This is a genomic window from Solirubrobacter phytolaccae (assembly GCF_027587195.1).
Classification (GTDB): Bacteria; Actinomycetota; Thermoleophilia; order Solirubrobacterales; family Solirubrobacteraceae; genus Solirubrobacter; species Solirubrobacter phytolaccae.
The window spans coordinates 166,026-188,409 of record NZ_JAPDDP010000002.1 but is presented as its reverse complement, the minus strand read 5'-3'; the positions used below and the strand labels follow the sequence as shown (position 1 = coordinate 188,409).

The window sequence follows — 22,384 nt, the reverse complement described above, 5'->3', positions numbered from 1 at the left end:
CCCGCGCGCCCGTCCGCCCAGAGACTCCGCCGGTCAATAAGGGAACGGGGATGTATGCAGCGGTTCACGGACGAACTGGCGGAGGCCAGGCCTGAGGCCCTTCTGGGCACCAGACGGCGCTTCCTCACATTGGCGGGCGCGGCGGCCGTGCTCGCCTTCAGCACGCGCCTTCCGGGCACGGGCACCGCCTACTCGAAGGCGGGCGCGCTCGGCGGCTACCCGTTCACGCTCGGCGTCGCGTCGGGCGATCCCCTGCCGGACTCGGTCGTGCTGTGGACGCGGCTCGCGCCCGACGCGCTCGACCCGTTCGGCGGGATGCCGTACACGCCGGTTGACGTGACGTGGGAGCTCGCGGACGACGAGGCGTTCACGAAGGTCGTCCAACGCGGCACCGCGGTCGCGCGGCCCGAGTTCGCGCACAGCGTCCACATCGACGTGCAGGGCCTCGAGCCCGGCCGGGACTACTTCTACCGCTTCGTCGCCGACGGCGAGCGCAGCGCGACCGGCCGTACGCGCACCGCGCCGGCGTCCGGCAACCGCGACCTCAAGTTCGCGTTCGTCTCCTGCCAGAGCTGGCACGCCGGCTTCTACACCGCCTACAAGCACCTCGCGAACGAGCACCCCGACGTGATCCTGCACCTCGGGGACTACATCTACGAGTTCGCGACCGACCCCGTGGGCGGCCCGCGCAACACGCCGATCCCCGCGTCGGCGCAGCTCCCGAGCGAGTCGCTCGACCAGTACCGCCAGCGCTACGCGCTCTACAAGACCGACCCGGACCTGCAGGCCGCCCACGCGGTCGCGCCGTTCATCGTCACCTGGGACGACCATGAGGTCGTCAACAACTACGCCGACCTCACCACGCCGGCCGCCGAGGCCGACTTCCTGGTTCGGCGCGCGAACGCCTACCGCGCGTACTGGGAGAACATGCCGCTGCGCCCGCTGCAGCAGCCCAAGGGCAAGGACCTGCAGCTCTACCGCCGCTTCCGCTACGGCGACCTCGTCGAGTTCAACGTGCTCGACACACGCCAGTACCGCAGCGCGCAGGTCACCGGCGACGCCCGCTTCGACGAGGCGCGCACGATCATGGGCGCGACGCAGGAGCAGTGGCTGCTGGACGGCCTCAGCGCCTCGCCCGCCCGCTGGAACGTTCTCGCCCAGCAGGTGCTGATGGGCCAGCTCGACTCCGACCCGGGCTCGGCGGTCACCGTCGGCAACGACTCCTGGGACGGGTACGCGGCCAACCGCATCCGGGTCGTCGACGCGATCGAGCAGCGCAAGATCGCCAATCCGGTCGTGCTGTGCGGCGACGTGCACCGCCACCAGGCGTCGCACGTGAAGGGCGACTACCGCAAGGCGAACGCGAAGACCGTCGCGCCCGAGTTCACGTGCTCGTCGATCTCCAGCGCCGGCGACGGCACCGAGCAGACGCCGAACGCGTCCGACCTGTACGCCGCCAACCCGCACCTGCGGATGACCACCAGCCTGCGCGGCTACGTCACGTGCACCGTCACGCCGGACGAGTGGCGCACGGACTACCGCGTCGTCCCCTACATCACTCGCCCCGACGCGCCGGTCTCGACCCGCGCGAGCTACGTCGTCGAAAACGGCAACCCGGAGATGGAGGCGGCATGAGGCGCATCGTCGGCTTCACGGCCCTCTCGCTCGCGGTCGCGGCGCTCAGCGGCACCGCCGTCGGCGTGCCCGGCGCGGAGGATGACCAGGTCCAGTTCACGCCCAGCGTGGAGCGACTCGAGATCCTGCGCTGCATCGGCTTCGAGCAGCTGCGCGTCTCGCTGCACAACACGACCGCCGACCACCAGTACGGCGACCTGTTCCTCAAGCCGACCGGACCGCTGCAGCCGTCGCGGACGCAGTGGTCGAGCTACACGCCGGTCGGGCAGGACGTCGCCATGCCGATCCGGGTCCGCGTGGCCCCGGACGCGCCGGTCGGCGACTACGAGCTCGGCTACCAGCTCGGCGCGACGGTGCAGGCCTCGACGCCGGTGAAGGTCGTCTCCGACCCGGCGACGCAGTGCGTCCCCCACGCCCGCATGACGGCGACGGCCACGAGCCTGCAGGGCAGCGACGACGCCTCCAAGGCGGTCGACGGCGACCCCGCGACCATCTGGCGCTCGGCCGCGGGCAGCCTGCCGCAGTCGATCACGCTGGACCTCGGCGGCGTCTACGACATCACCGAGCTGCGCTACCAGCCGCGCTTCGACGGCCTCCTGAACGGCCACATCAACGGCTACACGCTGGCCGTCAGCACCAACGGCACGACCTTCACCGACGTCCGCACCAGCACCTGGGGCGCGTCGGAGCTGATGAAGAGCGCGAAGCTCACCACGCCGGCCCGCGGCGTCCGCAAGCTCCGGCTGACGATCACCGCCGGGCGCAACAACTTCGCCTCCGCGGCCGAGCTCATCCCGATCGGCGTGCCGGTCGACGTGCCGGCGGTCACGGCGTCGGCGCTCACCGTCCCGAACGACCTGTTCGCCGGCAAGCCGGTGACCGCCACCGTGACCGCGGGCAACTGGACCAACGACCCGCTCCCGGTCGACGTGACCGTCGGCGCGCCCGCGGGCTGGACGGTCCAGCCGGTGCGCGTGACGATCGCGCCGGGCACGACGCAGACCGTCAACGTCCCGGTGACGCCGCCCGCGATGCCGTTCCCGGAACCGGGGCTGCAGCCTGAGGTGATCCTCACGGGGCGCGCGACGCCCGCCACCGGCGGCGGCAAGGTCGAGGGCGCCCCGACGGCGACGGTGTGGGTCAAGCCCGACGCCCCGCTCTTCGCTCAGGCGCGGGACTTCGGCACGCCATCGTCGGTGGTCATCATCGGCGGCTGGACGCGGATCTCGCCCAGCGACGTGTGGACCGAGGGCGCCACCGCCGGCTGGTCCGGCGGCGTCCGGCCCACGGGCCGTGACCGCGGGGCGGGCTCGGACGCCCTGCGCCGTGACCACGTCTACGCCACGGGCGAGGCGACGCTGCGGCTCGCGGTTCCGCCCGGGAAGCACCGGGTGGCGCTGCTGCGTGGCGACGTGACCGCGGCCACCGGCTCGCTGATCGTCAAGGCCGAGGGGAAGACGCTCGTCGGCCCGGGCGCGGCGCTGAAGGCCCGCGAGTTCGCGTGGGAGCGCTTCGTCCTCGACGGCGGCGCCGGCGGTCGCACCGTCGATCTGACGCTCAGCGGCGACGCTGGCGCCGAGTGGAAGCTCGCCGCGCTCGTGCTCGACCGGTCGGTGCAGGAGGACGGGGGCGCGGGCGGCACCGTGCCCGCGACGCTCTCCCTCGAACTCGGGGCACCCGCGACCTTCGGCACGTTCGTCCCCGGCCGTGAGGCGATCTACGACACGTCCACGACGGCGACCGTGATCTCCACGGCGGGCGACGCGACGCTGACCGCCTCCGGCCCGGTCCACCTCCGCAACGGCGCGTTCTCGCTGGCGAACCCGCTCCAGGTGACGCTGTCGAAGGCGGCCTGGAACGCGCCGGTCAGCAACGACGAGGTGACGGTCGGCTTCCGGCAGCAGATCGGCGCGACCGAGTCGCTCCGCTCCGGGACCTACTCGGGCACGGTGACCCTGACCCTGGCCACGACGAACCCGTGATCAATCACATTTGACCTTGGTGTCGTTGCCGTTGTTCGTGCCCGCTCGCATTGAGCTTCAGGGTACGGGAGGCGAGCGATGACCCGCGCGACCAAGGTCGATCTCTACGCGGAACCCGACGGCGCGCGGTTCCGGCACGCGTGCGGGTTCCGCGCGGTCGTCGGTGCGCCGAGCGGCGAGGAGGCCGACGGGGACGGTCTCGGGAAGCTCAAGTGCCCGAACCCGGATTGCGCCGAGTCGTCCTTTGCCTACGCGGCTTGGTACCACGACGACCGCGTTCCTGTCGATGCCGATGCACTCCTGGCGCTGGGCGAAGCTCAGCCCGAGCGAAGCGAGGCTGGTTCTCCTGCTCCTCTTCCTGCCCCTGCCCCTACCCCTGTGCACACGGAGAACGGCGAGGGCTCGGAGAAGTGGAACGACTTCCTGCTCGCGGAGCACGAAGCGGGACGGCTCACGCCCGCCGCGGTCGCCGCGCCGTCGCTTCCGAGCGACGCGCCCCCGCTCGCGGCGGTGATCTACCGGGAGATGCTGCTGCTCTGGGGTTTGAGGCTGGCGAGCATCGACGACCGGCCTCTTCCCTACGCGTCGAACTGGGCGGTTCAGCGCGGGCACTGCCGCCATCACGCGCAGGCGCGGCGCGCGCTGTCCTGGCTGGAGAGGCGAGGCGTGATCCGCTACGCCGGGTCAATGCCGAAGCGCGGCAAACGCGACGGCACCAAGACGTTCCTACCGGGCGGCCCGGTTGCGGGCCTCGTTCTCCCAGCGGGCGCGCTGGGCGTCGAAGCTGATCGCGGCGCGGGCGGGCATGTTGAAGCTCTCGACCAGGCTGCGCAGGAGGTTCCCGTGCGTCACGCAGTAGCCGACGATCGTGAGGTTGTAGGGGAAGACGGCGATGTGTTCGTCGCAGCCGGGGACGGAACAGGCGTGCTCGCTCATGACGATGGCTCCAGAGGCGTCGGGTACGCCTCGATGCTGTCGTCGGCAGCGGCGGCAATGCACCGCAACGAAGCAGACACGGAGGGCCGATGAGCCTCATGACCGACCTCGCCATGCACGTAGCCGCCAGGAGCGCAGAGCGCGTCGACGTCTGGCAGCTCGACGAGATCGCCGCGGAGGCGGACGCCGATCTCGCCCGGCTGCCGCTCGCGCGCTGGGTCGTCGACGCGGTCCTTGCCCTTGAGCCGCGGCAGCGGGAGACGATCGCCGGGGCGCGCTACATGCTCGCGATGGAGTCTCCGGAGGACCTGCCCGCGATGGACCTGCTGCTCGTCGCGGCGACGACCGGCGGGACGCTCGACGTGCTGGCCGCCGAGCTCGCCGCGCAGACCCGGCGGCACCTCGTCACCGCCGTCGCGCTCACACTCGACCCCGATGAGCTGTCCGGGCCTTGACGACAGGCTGAGCGCATGACGACGAAGCGGAGGCCAAAGTGAACGCGGACTGGATGACGGGCGACCGGGACGAGGACAATCGGATCGCGGCGGAGATCGCGCGCATCGAGCGGTTCGTGCTGTACCGGGACGGGACCTGCCGATGCGGCGCGCCCGTGACGAAGGTAGTCGACGTGCGCCAGCCCGTCCGGACGACGGACGACCTCGCTGCCTCCTGCGGCGAGTGCGTCGCGCCGCCGACTTCGGCCCGGCCCGCCGCCGACCGCGGGCGGATCGAGCGTGAGGTCGTCGCCGCAGCGCTCCTGGGTTGAGTCGGGCCGTCGTCTAGCCGGCGGCGTTCCTTGCAGCGAGCAATCGCTCGGCGTGCTCGACTCCAAGCGGCGAGATGTCCACCGTCCGCGAGCCGGCGTCGTACTCGATCAGCTTCTCCTTGTGCGCGCGCCGTAGGACATCGCGTCGGAACACGCTCGCGTTGGAGTGCTCGACCCACGCGACGAGTTCGGCCTCCGTCACGGTGCCGGAGGTCGCATGCAGCAGGACCAGCGCCTTGTCCTTCATCGACAGCTTGGTGTCGAGGACGCGCTTCTTGCCTCCGACCTTCCACACGATTGGTGTCTCCCGCTCGACGAGCGCGTCCACCAAGGCGGACGCTTCCTCGACGGGTCGGTGATGGAGCACGCGGATCAACTCCGCGACGATCCACTTGGACATCTGCAGGACGCAAACGGCGTCCATATGGCTCGGGTCCACCTCGCCGCCGACATGCCCGACGTTCCGGTTGTTGCGGACTTCGTATAGGGCGACGAGCATCCGCGGAATCTGGATTCGTACGGAACGCGGCGCGCTACTGCCGGAGGACTGCTCGAGCTGCTGGCAGGCCTGCACCATGTTTCTGGGCTTCGACGCGCTTGCCGGGTACTGCCCGTCGATCATCCCTTTCGCGATGGAGTAGACGACCTCACACAGCTTCCCGCCGTTGAGCTCGGCGGGCTCCCAGCGATGCTCGCTGAAGTTCTGGACGATCTTGCCGAAGGAGTCGAGGAGCTCCTCGCGCAACCTGTCGGGCAGGTCCGAGAAGACATCCTCGGGGAGCAGGGGCGGCGGGTCGGCCAAGCTACTTCTTCTTCGGCTGCGGCGGCAGATCGTGCTGAACCATGTCCTCGCCGCGCGTCGTCAACTTGATGTCGTCGAAGTCACTCGGGTCGATCCAGCCCTTCTTGTACGCCGTGACGCTCAAGGCGTTGGGAATCTGCGCCGGGCGCGGCCAGTTCGCCTCCAGGTAACACGTGTTTACGTGGTCCACTGTGACACCGCTGTCGAGGCCAGCCTCATGCTTCAGCCAGTAGAGGATGGCCGCCTGCTTCTGCTGGTGTGTCGAAGGCTTCTTCTCCTCGATGAAGTCCGCGAATGACTTCTTCCCGGCAGGGCGCATGCTCAGATCCTTGACCACGCCAGGGAGTCCGCTGCGGCGCTTCTTCTTCGGCTTGCCGTCGTCGCTCTCGCCCGTCGTGCGAGCCCGCCGGCGGGCCGGAGCCTTGGGCTTGCTGGTCGAGCCCGTCGACGATGGTTGAGCGATCTCCGGCGCCTTCCCGCCGAAGAGGATCGACATGACGTTCATGGCGGTCTCGCCGTCGAGATCCCGTTCGACCGTGATCCCGTCGCCCACGAGCGTTAGCTTGTAGCCGCTGGAGGAGTTCGTGTCATTCATTGCTTGAATGGTCAGAATAGAAGCGCCAGCGGCGGAACAAGGGAGTTCTCTCGCCGCACGCGCCGTCCCCTGAGCGGGGAGCCCCACCCGCTCGCGGGCGAGGCTCCCTGGAGAACCGGGGCTAAACGCGCCGCTACTTGCGCAGGTAGGTGAGCAGCGCAAGCACCGTCGCGCCGAGTTGCAGCACGAGGGCGAGGACGGCCAGGACGGCGATCAGTTCGATGATCGGCTCCTCGGTCGACATGGATACCGCGCGAGCCCGGCTGGGGCTCGGCAACTTCGGTCCAGCGAGACGGACAAGTACGACGATCCGAGCCCGTGTCAAGGCCGGAGCGCTCCGCAGCGCCCGCGCGGCGTCACGGCGCCAGGGGGGCGGCCTGAGGATGAAACGAGATCGGCCCAAGTGCGACTCCCGCCGCTTCCGAGGAAGAACACCGCGGATTCCCCCCCCGCGTCCGGGGCTGACGCCAGGATGCGCCGCATGGCGGCCGACGACGAGGACCTGATCCGCGAGGCGCTGCGGGCCGTGCTGGCGTCCGACGGCAGCAACTCGGGGAAGGCGTTGGAGGCGAAGGCGAGCGCCGCCCGCGCGCTCGGCCGACTGAACGGCATGGACGCGTTCGCGAAGGACGGCGCAGTGGCCGACGAGTTCGCCGGGCTCCCGCCCGACCCCTTCGCGGACATGGACGAGTGGGAGGCGGCGCGGCTCAGGCGCGGCGGGCGGCCGGTCGGGCGCCAGCTGAGGGCCACGGGCAGCTGACGGGCGCAGCGGGCGAGCCTCGGGCCGAGGAGGGGCGCCGCGAGGGCCAGCGGTAGCCCGGGCGTCTCTGCCAGGCCAGGCGGTTCCGCCGGTTCGTGACGACAACGTGCGTTGCGACGACGAGCCCTCGAAAGGAACCGCATGCCCGGCACGCCCGCCACCACTCCGAACTTCGGAATCCCGCGCTACGACAACACGGACGACGCCGACTTCGCGCCCCAGGTCAACGCGATCTCGGACAGGGTCGACTCGATGGTCAAGGCCGCCATCGACGCCGCAACGACGGCCGCCGTCGCCGCCGCCACGCCCGCAGGCTCGGTGATCGCCACCGCCCGATCCGAGGCGCCGACCGGATGGCTCCTGTGCGACGGCGCGGCCGTGAGCCGCACGACGTACGCGGCCCTCTTCGCCGCCATCGGCACGGCGTACGGCGCGGGCAACGGCTTCAGCACGTTCAACCTGCCCGACCTCCGCGGCCGCGTGCCCGTGGGCGTCGACGGCTCGGCGAACCGCCAGGACGCGAACGACGCGCTCGGCAGCGCGGGCGGCGCGCAGAAGCACACGCTGACGGCGCTTGAGCTGCCCGCCGCAGCGCCGCGCGCCGCGTCGGGCCTCGGCGGCGTGCTTCAGACGGGCGTGAACGCCTCGGGCGGCAGCGGCACGAGCCACGTGGTGCCGTACTTCCCGACCGCGACCGACCTGTGGACCACCGGCGGCGACCAGCCGCACAACAACATGCCGCCCTTCCAGGTCCTCAACTTCGTCATCAAGCAGTAGCCCCGCGGGGCCGCCGCGTTCGTTCCGCCGGTTTTGGACGACAGCATCGAAGGCAAGGTCCGGGCTCGGTTATATGAGCGATCGACATCCGGAGTCAAGCGCAGGGCAGTACGAGGAGGACCCGGATGACGAGCACGATGCGAGACCGGATGACTGATGTCCGGCAGCGCGCGGCGGCGGCGCGGACGGCCCGCAAGGACGCCCGCGAGGAGCGCGACGAGGCAAAGGCCGATTTCGAGGCTGCGAGCCACGACGGGCCGGTGACGGACTGGCCCGAGTTCAAGCGGATGCAGCGGGCGGGAGCGAAGTTCAGCTCGGCCGACGCCGAGGTCGAGATGATCGAGGACGAGGAGCGGTTCCTGCTGGAGCAGGTCGGCGGCGTCGCCCGCTCGTTCTCGGGCGAGAGCTTCCTCAACGACCCGCGGACGCTGGAGGTCCTGGAGGCCACGGCGTCGAGCTCGGCGCCCATCGGCAACGGGATGCGCCTGGGCATCGGCGTGGCCCGCGACGACCTCGTCGCCATGCTCGGCCAGCACGCGGGCGGCGGGATGATGGCCGCGACGCCCGGCATCGCGGAGGTCGGCGACGGCGGCCGGCACGGCCGTCACCTCGGCGTCCGGGAGCAGATGCGCCGCCCGCTGACGCTGCTGGACCTGTTCCCGTCCGCCCCGATGGACGGCAACATGATCGAGTACCTCCAGGAGACCGGGGAGCTCGACGTCGGCGCGGCCGAGACGGCCGAGGGCGCCGTCAAGCCGCAGGGCGGCGTGGACCTGCTCGACGCCGAGGCGCGGGCACGCACGATCGCCGAGTGGGTCAAGGTCAAGCGCCAGCAGCTCGCCGACGTCGCCGCCCTCGGGGAGGTGCTGCGCAACCGGCTGACCTACAAGGTCCTGCGCCGACTGGAGCGCCAGATCGTCAACGGCGACGGCCTGGGCGAGAACATCAAGGGCATCATGAAGACGACCGGCGTCGCGGAGATCGCGTACAACGCCTCCGAGCTCGCCGCCGACCAGGCCCTGGAAGGCCTCGTCGCCGTGATGCTCAAGGACGCCCGGCCGGACTTCATCGCGCTCAACCCGCGCGACTGGGCCGACATGCTCAAGGCCAAGACCACCGGCTCGGGCGAGTACTTCAGCGGCGGCCCGTTCGTGGCGACGGCCGAGCGCCTGTGGAACACCCCGGCGCTGCCGGTCACGGGCGTGGCGTCGGGCTCGGCGCTCGTCGGTGACGCCGCCCGCGGCGCGACGGTCTGGGTCCGCGAGGGCGTGCAGGTGCTCGCCTCGGACTCCGACCAGGACGACTTCGTCCGCAACCGCGTCACGCTGCTCGGCGAGGGCCGGTTCGCGCTGTCGGTCTGGGAGCCCGCCGCGTTCGCCGTCGTGCGGTTCAAGGCGCCGTGATGAGGGTCGCGGCCATCGACACCACCGCCGCCGAGGACGTGAACGGCGCCGAAGTCCGCCGGCTCGTCTTCGCGGGCGACCCCGTCCCCGACAACTGGCAGGTCGACGCCGACGCGCTGGCCGCCGACGAGCCCGCGCCCAGCGCGCCAGCGACGGACGTGTTCGACGCGATGGAGGGCCCGGAGCTCAACGAGCATCTGGCCTCGCGCGGACTCGAGCAGGGCGGAAGGCTCGTCGACCGCCGTCGCCGCCTCCGGGAGCACGACGCGGCGCACCAGGACTGACCAAGCCTCGGGGCGCCTGATCCTCGCCCCGCGGGAACCGGACCCTCATCCTCCTCGTCGTCGGGTCCGGCGCAGGGCCCCGGCGGCGCAGCTCACTCGCCGCCGGGGAGCAGTTCGGAGACGGGCTGGCCGGGTTTCATTCCTTTCCCCGGCTGGCCCGCCTCTCCGCGCTGCCGTCGTGCGGCCACGACACGCTCAACGCATGAGCACCGCAGAGATCGTCCGCGAACGACTCGCCGCTGAGCGCGCCGCGGGCGCTCGCTTCGACGCCGCCTGGGAGCGCGCGCTGGCCGACGTCGCCCTCGTCGAGGACGGCAAGGAGCTGCGCGACTGGGTCGAGGCGCTGCACGCCACGGAGCGCGACTGGCGAGAGGCCTTCCACCGGCTCCCGGCCCGGCGTCACGTCCTCGCAGTCGCCCGGCTCGCGCCGATGCTGAACGGGCCGGTCGACGACTTCGCCACGATCGGGCGCGGCTCCGGCCTGCTGCGCATGGTTGCCTGACCCGCGGTAGTCGCCACGACCTGACGGCCTTGGCAGTCGGAGCCCGACACGACAGCTTCAGCGGCATGAGCGAACCCACCGCCGCCCCCGCCAAGAAGCGCGCCGCCAAGCCGAAGCACGCGGCCACCAAGTACAGCGACGACGTCCGCGCCGCCGTCAAGCTGTCGAAGGAGATCCGCGGCAAGTCGCACGGCGAGGGACCGGCGCAGCACGTGCTCGTCCGCGACCTCGTCACGACGCTGCTCAAGGATCAGGGCGAGGAGCCCACTCCGAAGACGATCGCCAAGCTGGCGGGCTTCTCCAGCCCGAAGGCGCTGCTGGACGTGGCCAAGGGCGAGGGCGGCCGCTCGGCCGTCGCGCCGCTGCGCCCGCTCGTCTCGCAGATCCCCCAGGACACCGCGTCGCGCGCCTGGACCCAGGGCCGCTTCGCCGCCGCGATCCTCGCCGCCTGGTCGCTCCAGCTCGCCAAGCGCTGAGCGCCGCGTTCCCGGCCCATGCGGCCGCAGAGTCCTCCGACGAAGGCCGGGCATCGGCTCGCGGCAGTCTTGCCTAGCGCCCGCCCCGCGCTGTACGGTCCCTGACTGTGCAAGAACCACTGGACAACCTCAGCGACGACGCGCGGACGGTCTACGACTTCCTCGCGGCGAACGGCGGGCGCAACTGGCAGCCCGAGGAGATCTCCGAAGGCCTCGGCGGCGAGCTGCGCCCCGGCGAAGTCGCTGACGCCCTGCGCGAGCTCGATGGCGCTCGCCGCGCCGACGAGGCCATGGGCGGCTGGTCCATCCTCACGTAGCGGCGTGAGGACTAGCCACGGTGCGCGCTGGGCGACCGACCGTTTAGGCGCGATCCGCCAGCAGCGTTGCCGAATGGCTACCGGCCACGACAGCCTATAGGCGTAGAAAGGCCCGAGTGACGTCGTCACACGTCCCCGGGCCGGAACACCGAGAAAGCCTGTAAGGAGGCTCGATGCTCACCACGAATCGTACCGCCGTTTCGCCCGTCGGGGAACGGGAGCTATGAGCGCGCCCACCATCCCCGTCGTGATCTATGCGGCGCGCTCCAAGGCGGAGGAGCCCGGCAAGGACAGCACCGGTGACCAGGTGAAAGACGTTCGCGCACGCCTTGAGAGCGACCAGGAGCGCTTCGAGTGCGCGGGGCCTTTCATCGATCACGCGTCGGGGTCCAAGGGCGACCGGGGGCCAGACCTGCGGCGTGCCATCGAGGCGGCCGAGAGCGCCGCCGCACGGCACGGACGAGCCGAGCTCTGGGCGTCGATCAGCTCTCGCTTCGCCCGCGGCAGCGGCAAGCCTGGAGAGGCCCGCGCGCTCGGAAAGCTGTTCTACGACCTGCGCGCGGTCGGCGTCACACTCCGCACCGTCGAGGACGACGAGTTCATCACCAACGAGATGCTGATCGGGTTCGCGAGCAAGCAGGCGAGCAAGTACGCCGACGACCTGTCCGCGAACGTGCGGCGGGGCATCCGTCACCGCGACCCGACGAAAGGCCCGTGGGGCGTGCCCGCCTACGGCTTCCGCAAGCGGGATGACGGCCACTGGGAACCCGACCCGGTGGAGGCGCCCGTGGCGCGTCGGATGTTCGACATCTACCTGCAGACGTCGGCGTACAACGCGGTGCTCGCGGCGCTGACGCTCGACGGCGTTCGCCCGCGGCGCGGCTCGATGTGGACCGTCGCGCTGATCCGGAAGGTCATCACCGGCCGGAGCGTGCTCGGGTACTTCCGGCGCGGAGATGACTGGGTCCGCGGCGAGCATCCGGCGATCGTCGAGGAGGCCATCTGGGAGGCTGCGCAGCGGATTGCCGAGAACTCGCGCAAGTGGACTCCGAAGGGTGGAGGGCGACTTCCGGCCCGGCACGTCTTCGTGCGCGGGATGCTGGTCTGCGACATCTGTGGCCAGGCGTTCCTGCCGCGCACGGAACGCAACGGTCGCGAGACCTACCAGTGCAAGACCGCCAAGCAGGTCGGGAAGAAGGGCTGCCAGATGCCCATCCTCAGGCGCGCCGAAGTCGAGGTACCCGCCCTGCGCCTCTTCGAGCGGTGGGCACTCGACGTCGACGGAACGCGCGAGCGGCTGGCTGAGCAGCTCGCGGGCCGCGAAGGCACGGCGCGCGAACAGGCCGCCCGCGCCGCCCGTGAGGCGGCGGACGCCGCGTCCGCGCTCGATCGGTTCGACCGCGACTACGCCAGCGGCGCTCTCGACGCCGCCGACTACGGGAGGCTGACGGCCAAGTTCCGCGACGAGCTCTCGGCCGCCGACGCCGAGCGCGACCGGCTCCACGCCCGCGCCGATGAGGTCGCCGCGATGCTGGGCGGGCTCGACGCCGAGCACGAGGGGCTGCGCAGGCTCGCCGAACTCCGCGCGGCCATCGCGGGTCAGATCGGGTCGGCCGGCGATGACGTCCAGGCGCTCCGAGCGGCGATGGCCGCGGTCTTCGAGAAGGTGCACGTCGTCCCCGAGCAGCTCTACGAGGACCAGATCGAGCGCGCGGAGCAGCCTCGTGGATTCGCGCCGGGCCTCGCGGCTGGGCTCGAAGGTGACCTCCTCGTCGTCCCCGCCGTGCGGCTGGACATGATCGCGGACCCGCTGGAGGCGGGGGAAGCGGACGCGTTCCTACGCCGCGTCGCGCTCGCGTTCGGGCCGCTTCAGCGGCAGCCCGACAATCAGCACTTGACCTTGGTGTCGTAGTACATGACGCAGAAGACCTTGCGGCCCTTGTAGCAGTAGCCCGTGAGCGCTTTGTCGCCGTTGATGCGGTTGCGGACCGCGCCGCAGCAGTCGACGAGCTTGCGGACCTTGCCGCCGCAGCAGCGGTACCAGGCACCGTCGACGTAGGGCTTGAAGCCGTATACGTCGGCGGTGGCCGTGCAGACCGCGGTGCGCGTCGCGGCGGGCAGGCGGGCGCCGTCGGCGTCCGTCAGCGGCGCGCCGTCGTCGTCGAGGGGCAGGCCGGTGGCGTCGACGTAGCGGCCGAGGTCGTCGACGGGCCGGCCGTTCTTCGCGCGGATCGGGAAGCCTTTGCTGTCGATCCGCGGCAGGCCGGTCGGGTGCGGGCAGGAGTCCGTCGTGTAGATGTGCCCGCAGAAGTGGTACGCCTCGGCCTCCCCGGGGGCGACGAGGCTGCCGACCGTCTTGACGCCGGCGACCCCCATCGCGGCGGCGCCGACGCGGGCCAAGAAGCCACGGCGGGAGCTGGAGGCGGCGACGTCGTCCGCGAACCGGCCGCCGTTCACGCGCGCACCGCCCCGCGCCGTCGCTCCGCCGCGGCGAGCACGGTCTCCAGCTGCGCCCCGGTGTTGAACGTGCCCTTGGCGAGCACGGTCCCGTCCGTGTCGAGCGCGACCGCGAACGGGCTGCCGGGGACGTCGGCCGCCGCCCAGGCGTTCTTGTCGAGGACCTCGTCGAAGCTGCGCAGCTCGACCGCGGGGTGGCGGCCGAAGCTGTCGATCGTCGGCTTCAGCGCGCGGCACACGCCGCAGCCCTCCGAGGTGAAGACGGCGACGCCGAGCGTGCCGGGTTCGAGCGCGAAGTCGTGCGCCAGCGCGATGAACGCGCCGATCTCCGGGCCTTCGTGGTCGACCTCGAGCGCGCCCTGGGGCGCGACCGACAGCCGCAGCATGCCGACTTCACGGGCGAGCGCGAGTACGACGACGGCGAGCGCCACCAGGCCGAGCAGCGCCGCGCCGAGGCCGATGCCGAGCCACGTCTCGGTGCTCGGGTCCGTCCTCGGCAGCAGCGGCGCGAGCGCGAGGGCCGCGGCGAACAGGGCCGTCCGGCCCGCCGAGCGCGTGGACAGCGTGCCCTTCGCGCCGTAGCAGGCACACGGCGCGCCGCCCCGGCCCGCGGCCAGCGCGGCGATCTGCGCGGCGGTGAGCGCGGCGAGGAAGATCGCGGCGGCGCGCAAAGCCCATTCCAGCCCGGCGCCGACGAGCACGCCGAGCACGAGCTCGACGCCGATCAGGCCGCCCCAGACGGCCGTCGCGAGCCGGGGCTCACGGACGCCGTAGGTGGTGAGCGCCGCACGCGCGGACGCACCACCCGCCGCTTTCAGTCCTGCGGCGGCGACCAACCCGAGCCCCAGGGCGAGACAGACGACGACTGACACCATTGACGGCCGCGAAGGTAACAGCATTCGCTGAGAAGTCGACCCCGGTAGGCTCGGGGCCGCTCTCAGAACCGGCTCACGTGCAGGTCTTCTGCACCTTCGTCGAGCCCGGCAGCACGCAGTACGGCACGATCGCCGGCTGCTTGCCCTTCTTCAACGTGATCCGCGCGACCTTCGTGTTGAAGCTCGGCGCGCTGACCCAGATCTCGACCGTCTGGCCGACCCGGAACTTGCGCTGCTTCTTCGTGAGCGATGAGATCACGCTCGACGCCTGCTTGCTGATCTTGCCGGCCTTGAGCGTCTTCGACCGGAACGGGCACTTCTTGCCGGAGCACTTGATCGTGACCTTCCAGCCCTTCGGGAACTGCTGGGTCACCTTCAGGGTCTTGAGCGTGAACGTGCTGCCGCGCTTGGTGTAGGACCAGTTGTGCAGCACACCCGACGTGAGCGTCGGGAACGGCTCGGCCACCCCGTCGCAGTTCTCGTCGATGTTGTTGCCCTTGATCTCGGTCGCGCCCGGCCGGATGTTGCGGTTGCCGTCGTTGCAGTCCTGCCCGGCCATGAACCCGTCGCCGTCCGCGTCGAGCCCGGCCGGCACCACGTTCGGCGCGCCGGTGACGTGCACCTGGACCGACCCGTCGCCCTCGAACGTGCCGAAGCTCGTGTAGCTCGCACGGAACAGGATCGTGGTCGACCCGTTCTGGCCCTGCGGCGCCGCGTAGATCACGCTGGCCGCGCCGTGGTCGAACGCCCCGAGCGTGCCCAGCGTGGGCGGGTTGATCGTGCTGAAGGTCAGCGGGTCGCCGTCCGGGTCGTAGCACGGGATCGACAGCGCCGACACCGAGCCGTGGCCCACGGTGGTCGCGACGTGATTGCAGAGCGGGCCGCTGGAGTCACGACGGAGCGTGACGAGCCGTCCGGCGCTCGAGATCGCGTAGAGGTGCCGGCCGTCGGGCGCCACTGCCAGATCGGTCGGCGTGCCCAGCGACGCGAACGCGTTGCACGCGTTGATCACGGCGGTCGTCTGCACGCAGCCGCGCGCGTCGTTGCGCGGCGTGAGGTTGCCGGTACGGTCGAGCTCGACGACGCCGGTGCCCGTGGCGTAGACGTCCTGCCCGTCGGGTGTGGCGATGAGATGGCTGGCGACCGTGGTCGCGAGCGAACGGCCCGTCGCACAGCCGGCGACCGCGCCGTTGGTGACGCAGCCCGCGGCGCCGCCGCGTCTGCCGAGGCCTTCCGCCACCGGGTCGAGGGTGAGGACGCGGCCCGCCTGGGTGTCGCTGGCGGCGATCGTCGCGTAGATCGGACCGTCGGCGGCCGCGGCGAGGTCTGCCACGCCGGCGGTGACCTCGGGGTAGGTCAGGCAGCCGGCGAGCGCCGCGCCGAAGCACGCGTTCGGCCCGGCGGCGACCTGCAGCAGGCCGCTGCCCGTGTCTCGCTTGATCGTCACGATGCGCGAGGTGGAGGACGCGTAGACCCGGTCGCCGCGTGCGACGATCGAGTTCGCGCCCCCGAGGCCCGGGGACGTCAGGCAGTTGTCGTTGTTGGCCTGCTGCACGCACTCGGCGCCCGAGTTGGACTGTCCCAGCGCGCCACCGGGGCCGATCACGAGCGCGCTCACGCCACCGACGGCGCCGGAGGAGGCGACGTAGAGCGTGCTGCCCTCGATGGCCAGGTCCTGCGGCACCGACATCGCTCGCGCGTCGATGCACGCGTTCAACGGGGGCGGACCGCCGCCGTTCGCGATGCACGGCGAGCCCGGCTTGAACGACAGACCGCCGCCGGCACCGCGATCGAACTCGTGGATCGCACTCGTCCCGGCGTTGGCGACGTAGACGCTGCCGCCGTCCGGCGTGATCGCGATCGACGTGGGGCTGGACAGCGGGAGCGTCACCGGCATCGCCGTGCAGCCGGCGAGCACGCCCGTGCGCAGGCACTGGGCGAGCGCGAGCTGCCCGCTCGCGGGGTCACGCGCGAAGACGAGCAGCGCGTTGCCCGACGTCGTCACATAGACGTTCGCACCGTCGGGGGAGACGGCGATGTCGGTCGGGGCGCCCGCGAACGGCGAGCCGATGTTCGTGCAGCCCGCGGCCACGGCGTTGCTCAGGCACCCCGTCGCGTAGATCCCGCCCGGCACGACCGCCGAGGCCGTGCTCGCTCCCGCGAGCGTGCACAGCGCAGCGACCATCACCGCGATACATGCGCGTCGCGTCCAACTCAAGCCCCGCATCGGCGCCTCCCTGACCCTTCCGTTCTGCATCCCTGGGACGGCCGAAGCTAACCCGGCAAGTTCGAAACCGTCAACCCAAGACGGTCAGGTTGCAGGGCGTCTGGACCATCGTTCGAGCCCGCGACGGGCCGCGATCAGGTGCAGGACTTCTGCGGTTTGGTCTGCCCAGGCACGACGCAGAGCGCCTGGATCACGGGTTGCTTGCCCTTCTTGAGCGGAATCCGGGCCACCTTCGTGTTGAACCCGGGCGCGCTGACCCAGACCTCCACGGTTTGTCCGGCTCGGAACTTCCGCTGCTTGCTCGACAGCGACCCGATCACGCTCGACGCGTTGCGTTTGACCTTCGCGGCCTTGAGCGTCTTGGCCTTGAACGGGCACTTCTTGCCCGAGCACTTGATCTCGGCCTTCCACCCCTTCGGGAACTGCTGCGTCACCTGCAGCACCCGCAGCGTGAACGCCGAGCCGTTGCGCTTGAACCCCCAGTTGTGCACGACGCCCGCGGTCAACGTGGGGAACGGCTCGACGACCCCGTCGCAGTTCTCGTCCACCCGGTTGCCCTTGACCTCGACCGCACCCGGCCGGATCGCGCGGCTCGCGTCGTTGCAGTCCTGCCCCGCGAAGAACCCGTCACCGTCCCCATCGACCCCGGCGGGCACCACGACGGGCGGCGGACTCTGCGCATCCGCGCCCGAGCAGTCCTCGTCCACCCCGTTGTCGAGCATGTCCGCCACGCCGGGATGGATCGCGGCGTTGCCGTCGTTGCAGTCGGCGGGCACGACGTGCCCGTCGAGGTCCCCGTCGTCGCCGACGAAGCGCCCGTAGAGCTCGAACTCCCCATCGGCGAGGGGCGGACGGTTGTCATCCGCGCTCCACACGTGCAACCACGCGCGCTTGCCTGGGATCGCGGTCGTCGCGCCGCCGGTCGGGACCGATGTGGTCGTGCCATCGTTGCCGGACACCGTGAGCCGGAAGTCCTGGGTCTCGACCTCCGTGCCGGCGCCATCGATCGCCTGCCCGTAGCGCTCGATCTCACCGTCCACCATGCCTGGCAGGTCGTTCTCGGACGCCCACGTGACGAGATAACGGTCGAGCGCTGGGTGATAGCTCGCGGTCGTCGGGCTCGAGGTGGAGACGTCGTAGGCCACGTTGTTCTCCGGGCCCATGGACGAGATGCGCTGATCCGTTGCGTTCGGGAGCTGGGCCCCGGTCGAGGACACGCGCTGAACGAAGGCCTCGGCGCCGTCCGTCCCGAGGTTGTTGCGGACGAACGAAATCAGGACCTCGTTGCGCGCAGTGTTGACGGCGATGGCCGGCATGGTGGCGAGCCCGCCACCGGAGGAGATCTGCGCGGGTGCGACCACGGCGCCGCCCGAGATGGTCAGGATGGCTGCGACGATCTCGGTACCGCCCGCCACGGCGCCCTCCCATGTGGCCGCCCAGCGGTCCTGTGCCGGCATGTACGCGATCGCCGGCGCGTCGGCGCTGCCGGCCACAGTTGTCGAGACCTTGGACTCCGCGAACCCGTCAGGGTTGATCAGGCCCGACGACGCTCGCTGCGTGCTGACCTCGAAATCACCCTCGGTTGTGGCGTCCGAGAGCCAGAGGAACCGGTACTGGTCGTGCTCCGGGTCATAGGCCATCGCCGGATCCGAGGCTTGATCGGCGTCCGCGTTGTTTCTGTCGGTGTCAGAGATTCGTGCCGGGTTTCCCGAGCGGACGCCCGTGGCGGTGACCGACTGGGCGATCACCTCACGCTGGAGGGGCGGGCTGTTGTCCGGGCTGCCCGGGATGACCTTGGGGGTGGCGATGTACGCGACCACGTACTGGTTGACCACCGGGCTGTAGCCCGCGATCGGCTGAGCAGGAGCGGGCTCGCTGTCGGGCACGTCGCTGAGCTTCTGGATCGCGCCCTTCGGTGTTCCGCTGCCGTCGAGGATCTGACCGAGGATCTCGTCCTCGACCCCCGTCGCCGTGTTCCCGACCCAGACGACGAGGTACTCGTCGTTCGCGGAGTTGTACGCAACAGAAGGATTGCGGGCACCCACCGTGGTGGTCCCGTCGGGCCCAACGTGCGTCAAGCGCGCCTGCGAGCCGATCGCGAAGATGTCCGCCGCCTGCGCCGCCGACGGTGCGACGAGAAACAGTGCAAAGAGCAGGAGGGTTGCGCGGACGGTGGACATCGTCCGACGCTATCCCTGCCGCGACGGGGCAGTCAACTGGGCTGAGCGCATCGTTTGCATAGGACGCGTTGCGCGGCGATGGCATTCCCGGTTCACTGTCCGGCGAAGCTGGCGCAAGGTGTGTTGAATGCGTGAGAGTGCGTCAACTAAGGGGCGAATCACCGAAGGGCTGACCTATGAATGGCATGAACGTGATCCGACTGACAGGCGCGACGCTGATGGCGGCCGCGCTGTGGAACGTGTCCGCGCCGGCGGCGTCGGCTGGAACCTACGTCGTCGAGGCTTGCCGCACCAAGGACGGGCCCGCGCCGACCACGGCGTGGCGCGCAGTGGCGCTGGGGGACGGCGTGCCGATCCGCGAACCCTACGTCCTCAACGGATGCCTGTCCGGGGGGCCGATGATGATCAACGACCTTGCCTTCGAGCATCCTCTGCAAGTTGGGGTCCAGTGGGGTTTCACGCCTCCCCGAGGCACGACGATCGAGGGGTTTCGGCTGCAACGGCACGCACGCCAGTTCGCCGACGCCGGCCTCTACTACCGCGTTCGGGCCGGCGGAACCGAGGTGGAGGTGGGTCACCCTGACGTCTCGTGGGAGTTCGGCGACTATCTGGTCTCGGGAGAGCTCGTGGCGTCCGAACTACGTGAGTCCGACGTTGCCGTTGAGGTCTTCTGCGACATGGAGTGCCACAAGGAGTTCCAGATCACGATCGCTCGAGCCGCCGTCACGGTGCGGGACGAGATTTCGCCGGAGTTGGTTGGCGTGCCCTCCGGGACGCTCGTCTCCGGAGGGTCACTCCAGGGCGTGGTAGACGTTCACGTCGGGTTCCAAGACGTCGGTGGAGGGGTTGCGACGGCTGAGCTGACGGTCGACGGCCGGACGCGAAACTCCACCCCCGTCGGCGGGCCTAAATGCAGGGCTCCGTACGTTGCATCGGTCCCATGTGCGGCGGCGGGACAGGTTGAGCTCAGACTCGACACGGCCGACCTCGCACCCGGGCACCACTCCGTGGAGGTCGAGCTACGGGACGTGGCGGGGAACCGGACCACGGTGGGGCCCTATGGAGTATGGGTTCGAACGCCCACGTCGTCGGCGACGACCGAAGAACCGGCTCCGGGAGCGACCAGCGCGACGGCCGCACCGACGCCTTCGGGAACGCTGTCCATCACCGGAAAGCGCACGCGCCGGGTCAAGTTCGTCAGCACGAAGCTCGCCGGCACGCTCGCGGGCACGGCGATCGCCGGTCAGCGCGTCGAGGTGTGCACGCGACCCCTCCGCGGCGGCTCGTGGAGCGCGCCGACGGTCGTCACCACCGACGCCAAAGGCCGCTTCTCCCTCTCACTGCCCCGTGGGCCGTCGCGTGAGGTTCGCCTCGCGTACGGCGCATCGGTGCAGACGGTCAAGTTGATCGTCGCCGCGCCGGTGCGGCTCAAGGTGAACCGCAGGTCGACCCGGAACGGGCGTAGCGTGAGGTTCTCGGGAACCGTGCCGGGCACCGACGGCGCACGCACGCGGGTCGAACTTCAAGCGTGGGCGGGGAAGTGGGTGCCGTTCAAGACCGCCGCGCTCCGCAACGGGCGGTTCAACGCGAGCTATCGCTTCACGTCGACCTACTCCAAGACCCGGTACCGCTTCCGGGCCGTGATCCACGATGACGACGACTTCCCCTACGCCGGCGGCACTTCGCCGGAGGTGAAAGTCGTCGTCAGACCGTAGATCGGGCTAAGCGCGGGTGAGCTTCTTGTAGGAGATGCGGTGCGGACGGTCCGCCTCCGCACCGAGCTTCGCGCGGCGGTACTCCTCGTAGGCCTCGAAGTTGCCTTCGAACCAGGTGACCTGCGAGTCGCCTTCGAAGGCGAGGACGTGGGTCGCGACGCGGTCCAGGAACCAGCGATCGTGGGAGATGATCACCGCGCAGCCCGGGAAGGCGAGGATCGCCTCTTCCAGGGCGCGGAGGGTGTCCACGTCGAGGTCGTTGGTCGGCTCGTCGAGGAGGAGCAGGTTGCCGCCGCGGCGCAGGAGCTTGGCGAGGTGGACGCGGTTGCGCTCACCGCCGGAGAGCACGCCGACCTTGCGCTGCTGGTCGGCCTTCTTGAAGTTGAAGCCCGACACGTAGGCGCGCGAGTTGATCTCGCGGTTGCCGACCTTGATGTGCTCGTAGCCCTCGGAGATCTCTTCCCAGACGGTCTTGTTGGGGTCGAGCGCGTCGCGGGACTGGTCCACGTAGGACAGGTCCACGGTGTCGCCGAGCTTCAGCGTGCCCGAGTCCGGCTGCTCGTGGCCGGCGAGCATCTTGAACAGCGTCGTCTTGCCGGCGCCGTTCGGGCCGATCACGCCGACGATGCCGGCGGGCGGGAGGTTGAACGAGAGGTCCTCGATCAGGAGCCGGTCGCCGAAGCCCTTGCGCAGGTTGGTGGCCTCGATGACGGTCCCGCCCAGACGTTCGCCGCCCGGGATGTGGATCTGGACGTCGTCGAGCTTCGCGTTGCCCGCTTCGGCGACGAGCGCCTCGTAGCGGTTGAGGCGTGCGCGGGACTTGGTGCGGCGGCCCTTGGGGTTCTGCCGCACCCACTCGAGCTCTTCCTTGATCGTCCGCTGGCGGGAGCTCTCCTTCTTCTCCTCCATCTCGAGGCGCTTCTGCTTGGCGACGAGCCAGGCAGAGTAGTTGCCCTCGTAGGGGATGCCGTAGCCGCGGTCGAGCTCCAGGATCCAACCCGCGACGTTGTCGAGGAAGTAGCGATCGTGGGTGACGGCGACGATCGTGCCCTTGTAGTCGGCGAGGTGCGTCTCCAGCCACGCGACGCTCTCGGCGTCGAGGTGGTTGGTCGGCTCGTCGAGGAGCAGCAGGTCGGGCTTGGAGAGCAGCAGGCGGGCGAGCGCCACACGGCGGCGCTCACCACCGCTCAAGGAGGTGACGGGCGAGTCGCCGGGCGGGCAGCGCAGCGCGTCCATCGCCTGGTCGAGCATCTGGTCGAGCTCCCAGGCGCCGGCGGCGTCGATCTCGTCCTGGAGGCGCGCGAACTCCTTCGCGGTCTCGTCCGAGTAGTTCATGGACAGCTCGTTGAAGCGATCCAGGAGATCCTTCATGTGGCGGACGCCGTCCTCGACGTTCTCGCGCACGGTCTTGGTCTCGTCCAGGTGGGGTTCCTGCTCGAGGAAGCCGACGGTGGCGCCGGGCGCGAGCTGAGCGTCACCCCGGTACTCCTTGTCCTGGCCCGCCATGATCCGCAGCAGGGTGGACTTACCGGTCCCGTTCAGACCGAGGACGCCGATCTTGGCGCCGGGGTAGAAGCTGAGCGTGACTTCCTTCAACACCGTTTTATCCGGTGGATGGGTCCGGCTCAGCTTGTACATCGTGTAGATGTAGGAGCTCGACATCGCGCCTTCTGACTTTAGAAGGCTCGTTGAGCC

The 22,384-nt window shown here is 70.4% G+C and carries 21 protein-coding genes; 14 read left to right on the top strand and 7 right to left on the bottom strand.

Going from position 1 to position 22,384, the window contains the following annotated elements; genetic code table 11:
• The first annotated feature begins 54 nt into the window (after positions 1-54).
• The 5 genes from OJ997_RS01905 (at position 55) to OJ997_RS01885 (ending at position 5,319) form a co-directional block, all read left to right on the top strand.
• Complete coding sequence (locus tag OJ997_RS01905; protein ID WP_270023300.1) at positions 55-1,635, top strand: alkaline phosphatase D family protein; 1,581 nt, start codon at positions 55-57, stop codon at positions 1,633-1,635.
• Entirely contained in the window at positions 1,632-3,617 is a 1,986-nt protein-coding gene (locus tag OJ997_RS01900) for a discoidin domain-containing protein (protein WP_270023299.1), read from the top strand. Before OJ997_RS01905 ends, OJ997_RS01900 begins: the two co-directional genes overlap by 4 nt.
• Before the next feature lie 78 nt (positions 3,618-3,695).
• Positions 3,696-4,646 (top strand): hypothetical protein, encoded by a 951-nt coding sequence (locus OJ997_RS01895; protein ID WP_270023298.1) that lies wholly within the window; start codon positions 3,696-3,698, stop codon positions 4,644-4,646.
• Complete coding sequence (locus tag OJ997_RS01890; RefSeq protein WP_270023297.1) at positions 4,643-5,008, top strand: hypothetical protein; 366 nt, start codon at positions 4,643-4,645, stop codon at positions 5,006-5,008. Before OJ997_RS01895 ends, OJ997_RS01890 begins: the two co-directional genes overlap by 4 nt.
• Positions 5,009-5,046: 38 nt before the next feature.
• A complete protein-coding gene (locus OJ997_RS01885) occupies positions 5,047-5,319 on the top strand; it encodes a hypothetical protein (RefSeq protein WP_270023296.1) in 273 nt (90 codons plus the stop codon).
• Positions 5,320-5,332: 13 nt separating this feature from the next.
• Here OJ997_RS01885 and OJ997_RS01880 read toward each other — a convergent pair whose 3' ends face one another.
• Positions 5,333-6,121 carry a hypothetical protein gene (locus OJ997_RS01880; RefSeq protein ID WP_270023295.1) on the bottom strand — a complete coding sequence of 263 codons (789 nt, stop codon included), beginning with the start codon at positions 6,119-6,121 and terminating at the stop codon, positions 5,333-5,335.
• A gap of 1 nt (position 6,122) precedes the next feature.
• The gene (locus OJ997_RS01875; RefSeq protein ID WP_270023294.1) at positions 6,123-6,716 is read right to left on the bottom strand and encodes a hypothetical protein; all 594 of its coding nucleotides are present in this window, start codon (positions 6,714-6,716) and stop codon (positions 6,123-6,125) included.
• Between the two features lie 481 nt (positions 6,717-7,197).
• On the opposite strand from OJ997_RS01875, the gene OJ997_RS01870 reads away from it, so the two are divergent.
• The 8 genes from OJ997_RS01870 (at position 7,198) to OJ997_RS01835 (ending at position 13,147) form a co-directional block, all read left to right on the top strand.
• A complete protein-coding gene (locus OJ997_RS01870) occupies positions 7,198-7,476 on the top strand; it encodes a hypothetical protein (protein WP_270023293.1) in 279 nt (92 codons plus the stop codon).
• Between the two features lie 141 nt (positions 7,477-7,617).
• Positions 7,618-8,253 (top strand): phage tail protein, encoded by a 636-nt coding sequence (locus tag OJ997_RS01865; protein WP_270023292.1) that lies wholly within the window; start codon positions 7,618-7,620, stop codon positions 8,251-8,253.
• Between the two features lie 149 nt (positions 8,254-8,402).
• Positions 8,403-9,656 (top strand): phage major capsid protein, encoded by a 1,254-nt coding sequence (locus OJ997_RS01860; RefSeq protein WP_270023291.1) that lies wholly within the window; start codon positions 8,403-8,405, stop codon positions 9,654-9,656.
• The gene (locus OJ997_RS01855) at positions 9,656-9,940 is read left to right on the top strand and encodes a hypothetical protein (RefSeq protein ID WP_270023290.1); all 285 of its coding nucleotides are present in this window, start codon (positions 9,656-9,658) and stop codon (positions 9,938-9,940) included. The genes OJ997_RS01860 and OJ997_RS01855 overlap by 1 nt, the downstream gene beginning before the upstream one ends.
• A 202-nt stretch (positions 9,941-10,142) precedes the next feature.
• Positions 10,143-10,442 carry a hypothetical protein gene (locus tag OJ997_RS01850; RefSeq protein ID WP_270023289.1) on the top strand — a complete coding sequence of 100 codons (300 nt, stop codon included), beginning with the start codon at positions 10,143-10,145 and terminating at the stop codon, positions 10,440-10,442.
• A gap of 65 nt (positions 10,443-10,507) precedes the next feature.
• Positions 10,508-10,918 carry a hypothetical protein gene (locus OJ997_RS01845; RefSeq protein ID WP_270023288.1) on the top strand — a complete coding sequence of 137 codons (411 nt, stop codon included), beginning with the start codon at positions 10,508-10,510 and terminating at the stop codon, positions 10,916-10,918.
• 107 nt (positions 10,919-11,025) lie between these two features.
• Positions 11,026-11,235 carry a hypothetical protein gene (locus OJ997_RS01840; RefSeq protein WP_270023287.1) on the top strand — a complete coding sequence of 70 codons (210 nt, stop codon included), beginning with the start codon at positions 11,026-11,028 and terminating at the stop codon, positions 11,233-11,235.
• Between the two features lie 223 nt (positions 11,236-11,458).
• Entirely contained in the window at positions 11,459-13,147 is a 1,689-nt protein-coding gene (locus tag OJ997_RS01835) for a recombinase family protein (RefSeq protein ID WP_270023286.1), read from the top strand.
• Here OJ997_RS01835 and OJ997_RS01830 read toward each other — a convergent pair.
• From OJ997_RS01830 to OJ997_RS01815, 4 genes are all read right to left on the bottom strand, one after another.
• A complete protein-coding gene (locus tag OJ997_RS01830; protein ID WP_270023285.1) occupies positions 13,123-13,692 on the bottom strand; it encodes a hypothetical protein in 570 nt (189 codons plus the stop codon). The genes OJ997_RS01835 and OJ997_RS01830 overlap by 25 nt on opposite strands.
• Entirely contained in the window at positions 13,689-14,567 is an 879-nt protein-coding gene (locus OJ997_RS01825; RefSeq protein ID WP_270023284.1) for a MauE/DoxX family redox-associated membrane protein, read from the bottom strand. The genes OJ997_RS01830 and OJ997_RS01825 overlap by 4 nt, the downstream gene beginning before the upstream one ends.
• A 73-nt stretch (positions 14,568-14,640) precedes the next feature.
• Complete coding sequence (locus OJ997_RS01820; RefSeq protein WP_270023283.1) at positions 14,641-16,752, bottom strand: MopE-related protein; 2,112 nt, start codon at positions 16,750-16,752, stop codon at positions 14,641-14,643.
• 176 nt (positions 16,753-16,928) lie between these two features.
• Positions 16,929-18,974 carry a putative metal-binding motif-containing protein gene (locus OJ997_RS01815; protein ID WP_270023282.1) on the bottom strand — a complete coding sequence of 682 codons (2,046 nt, stop codon included), beginning with the start codon at positions 18,972-18,974 and terminating at the stop codon, positions 16,929-16,931.
• 185 nt (positions 18,975-19,159) lie between these two features.
• Here OJ997_RS01815 and OJ997_RS01810 point away from each other — a divergent pair, with 185 nt between their 5' ends.
• Entirely contained in the window at positions 19,160-20,689 is a 1,530-nt protein-coding gene (locus OJ997_RS01810; protein WP_270023281.1) for a hypothetical protein, read from the top strand.
• A 6-nt stretch (positions 20,690-20,695) separates the two neighbouring features.
• Here the strand turns inward: OJ997_RS01810 and ettA are convergent, their stop codons facing one another.
• Positions 20,696-22,351, bottom strand: coding sequence for an energy-dependent translational throttle protein EttA (gene ettA, locus OJ997_RS01805; RefSeq protein WP_270023280.1), 1,656 nt, complete (start codon positions 22,349-22,351; stop codon positions 20,696-20,698).
• Between the last annotated feature and the right edge of the window lie 33 nt (positions 22,352-22,384).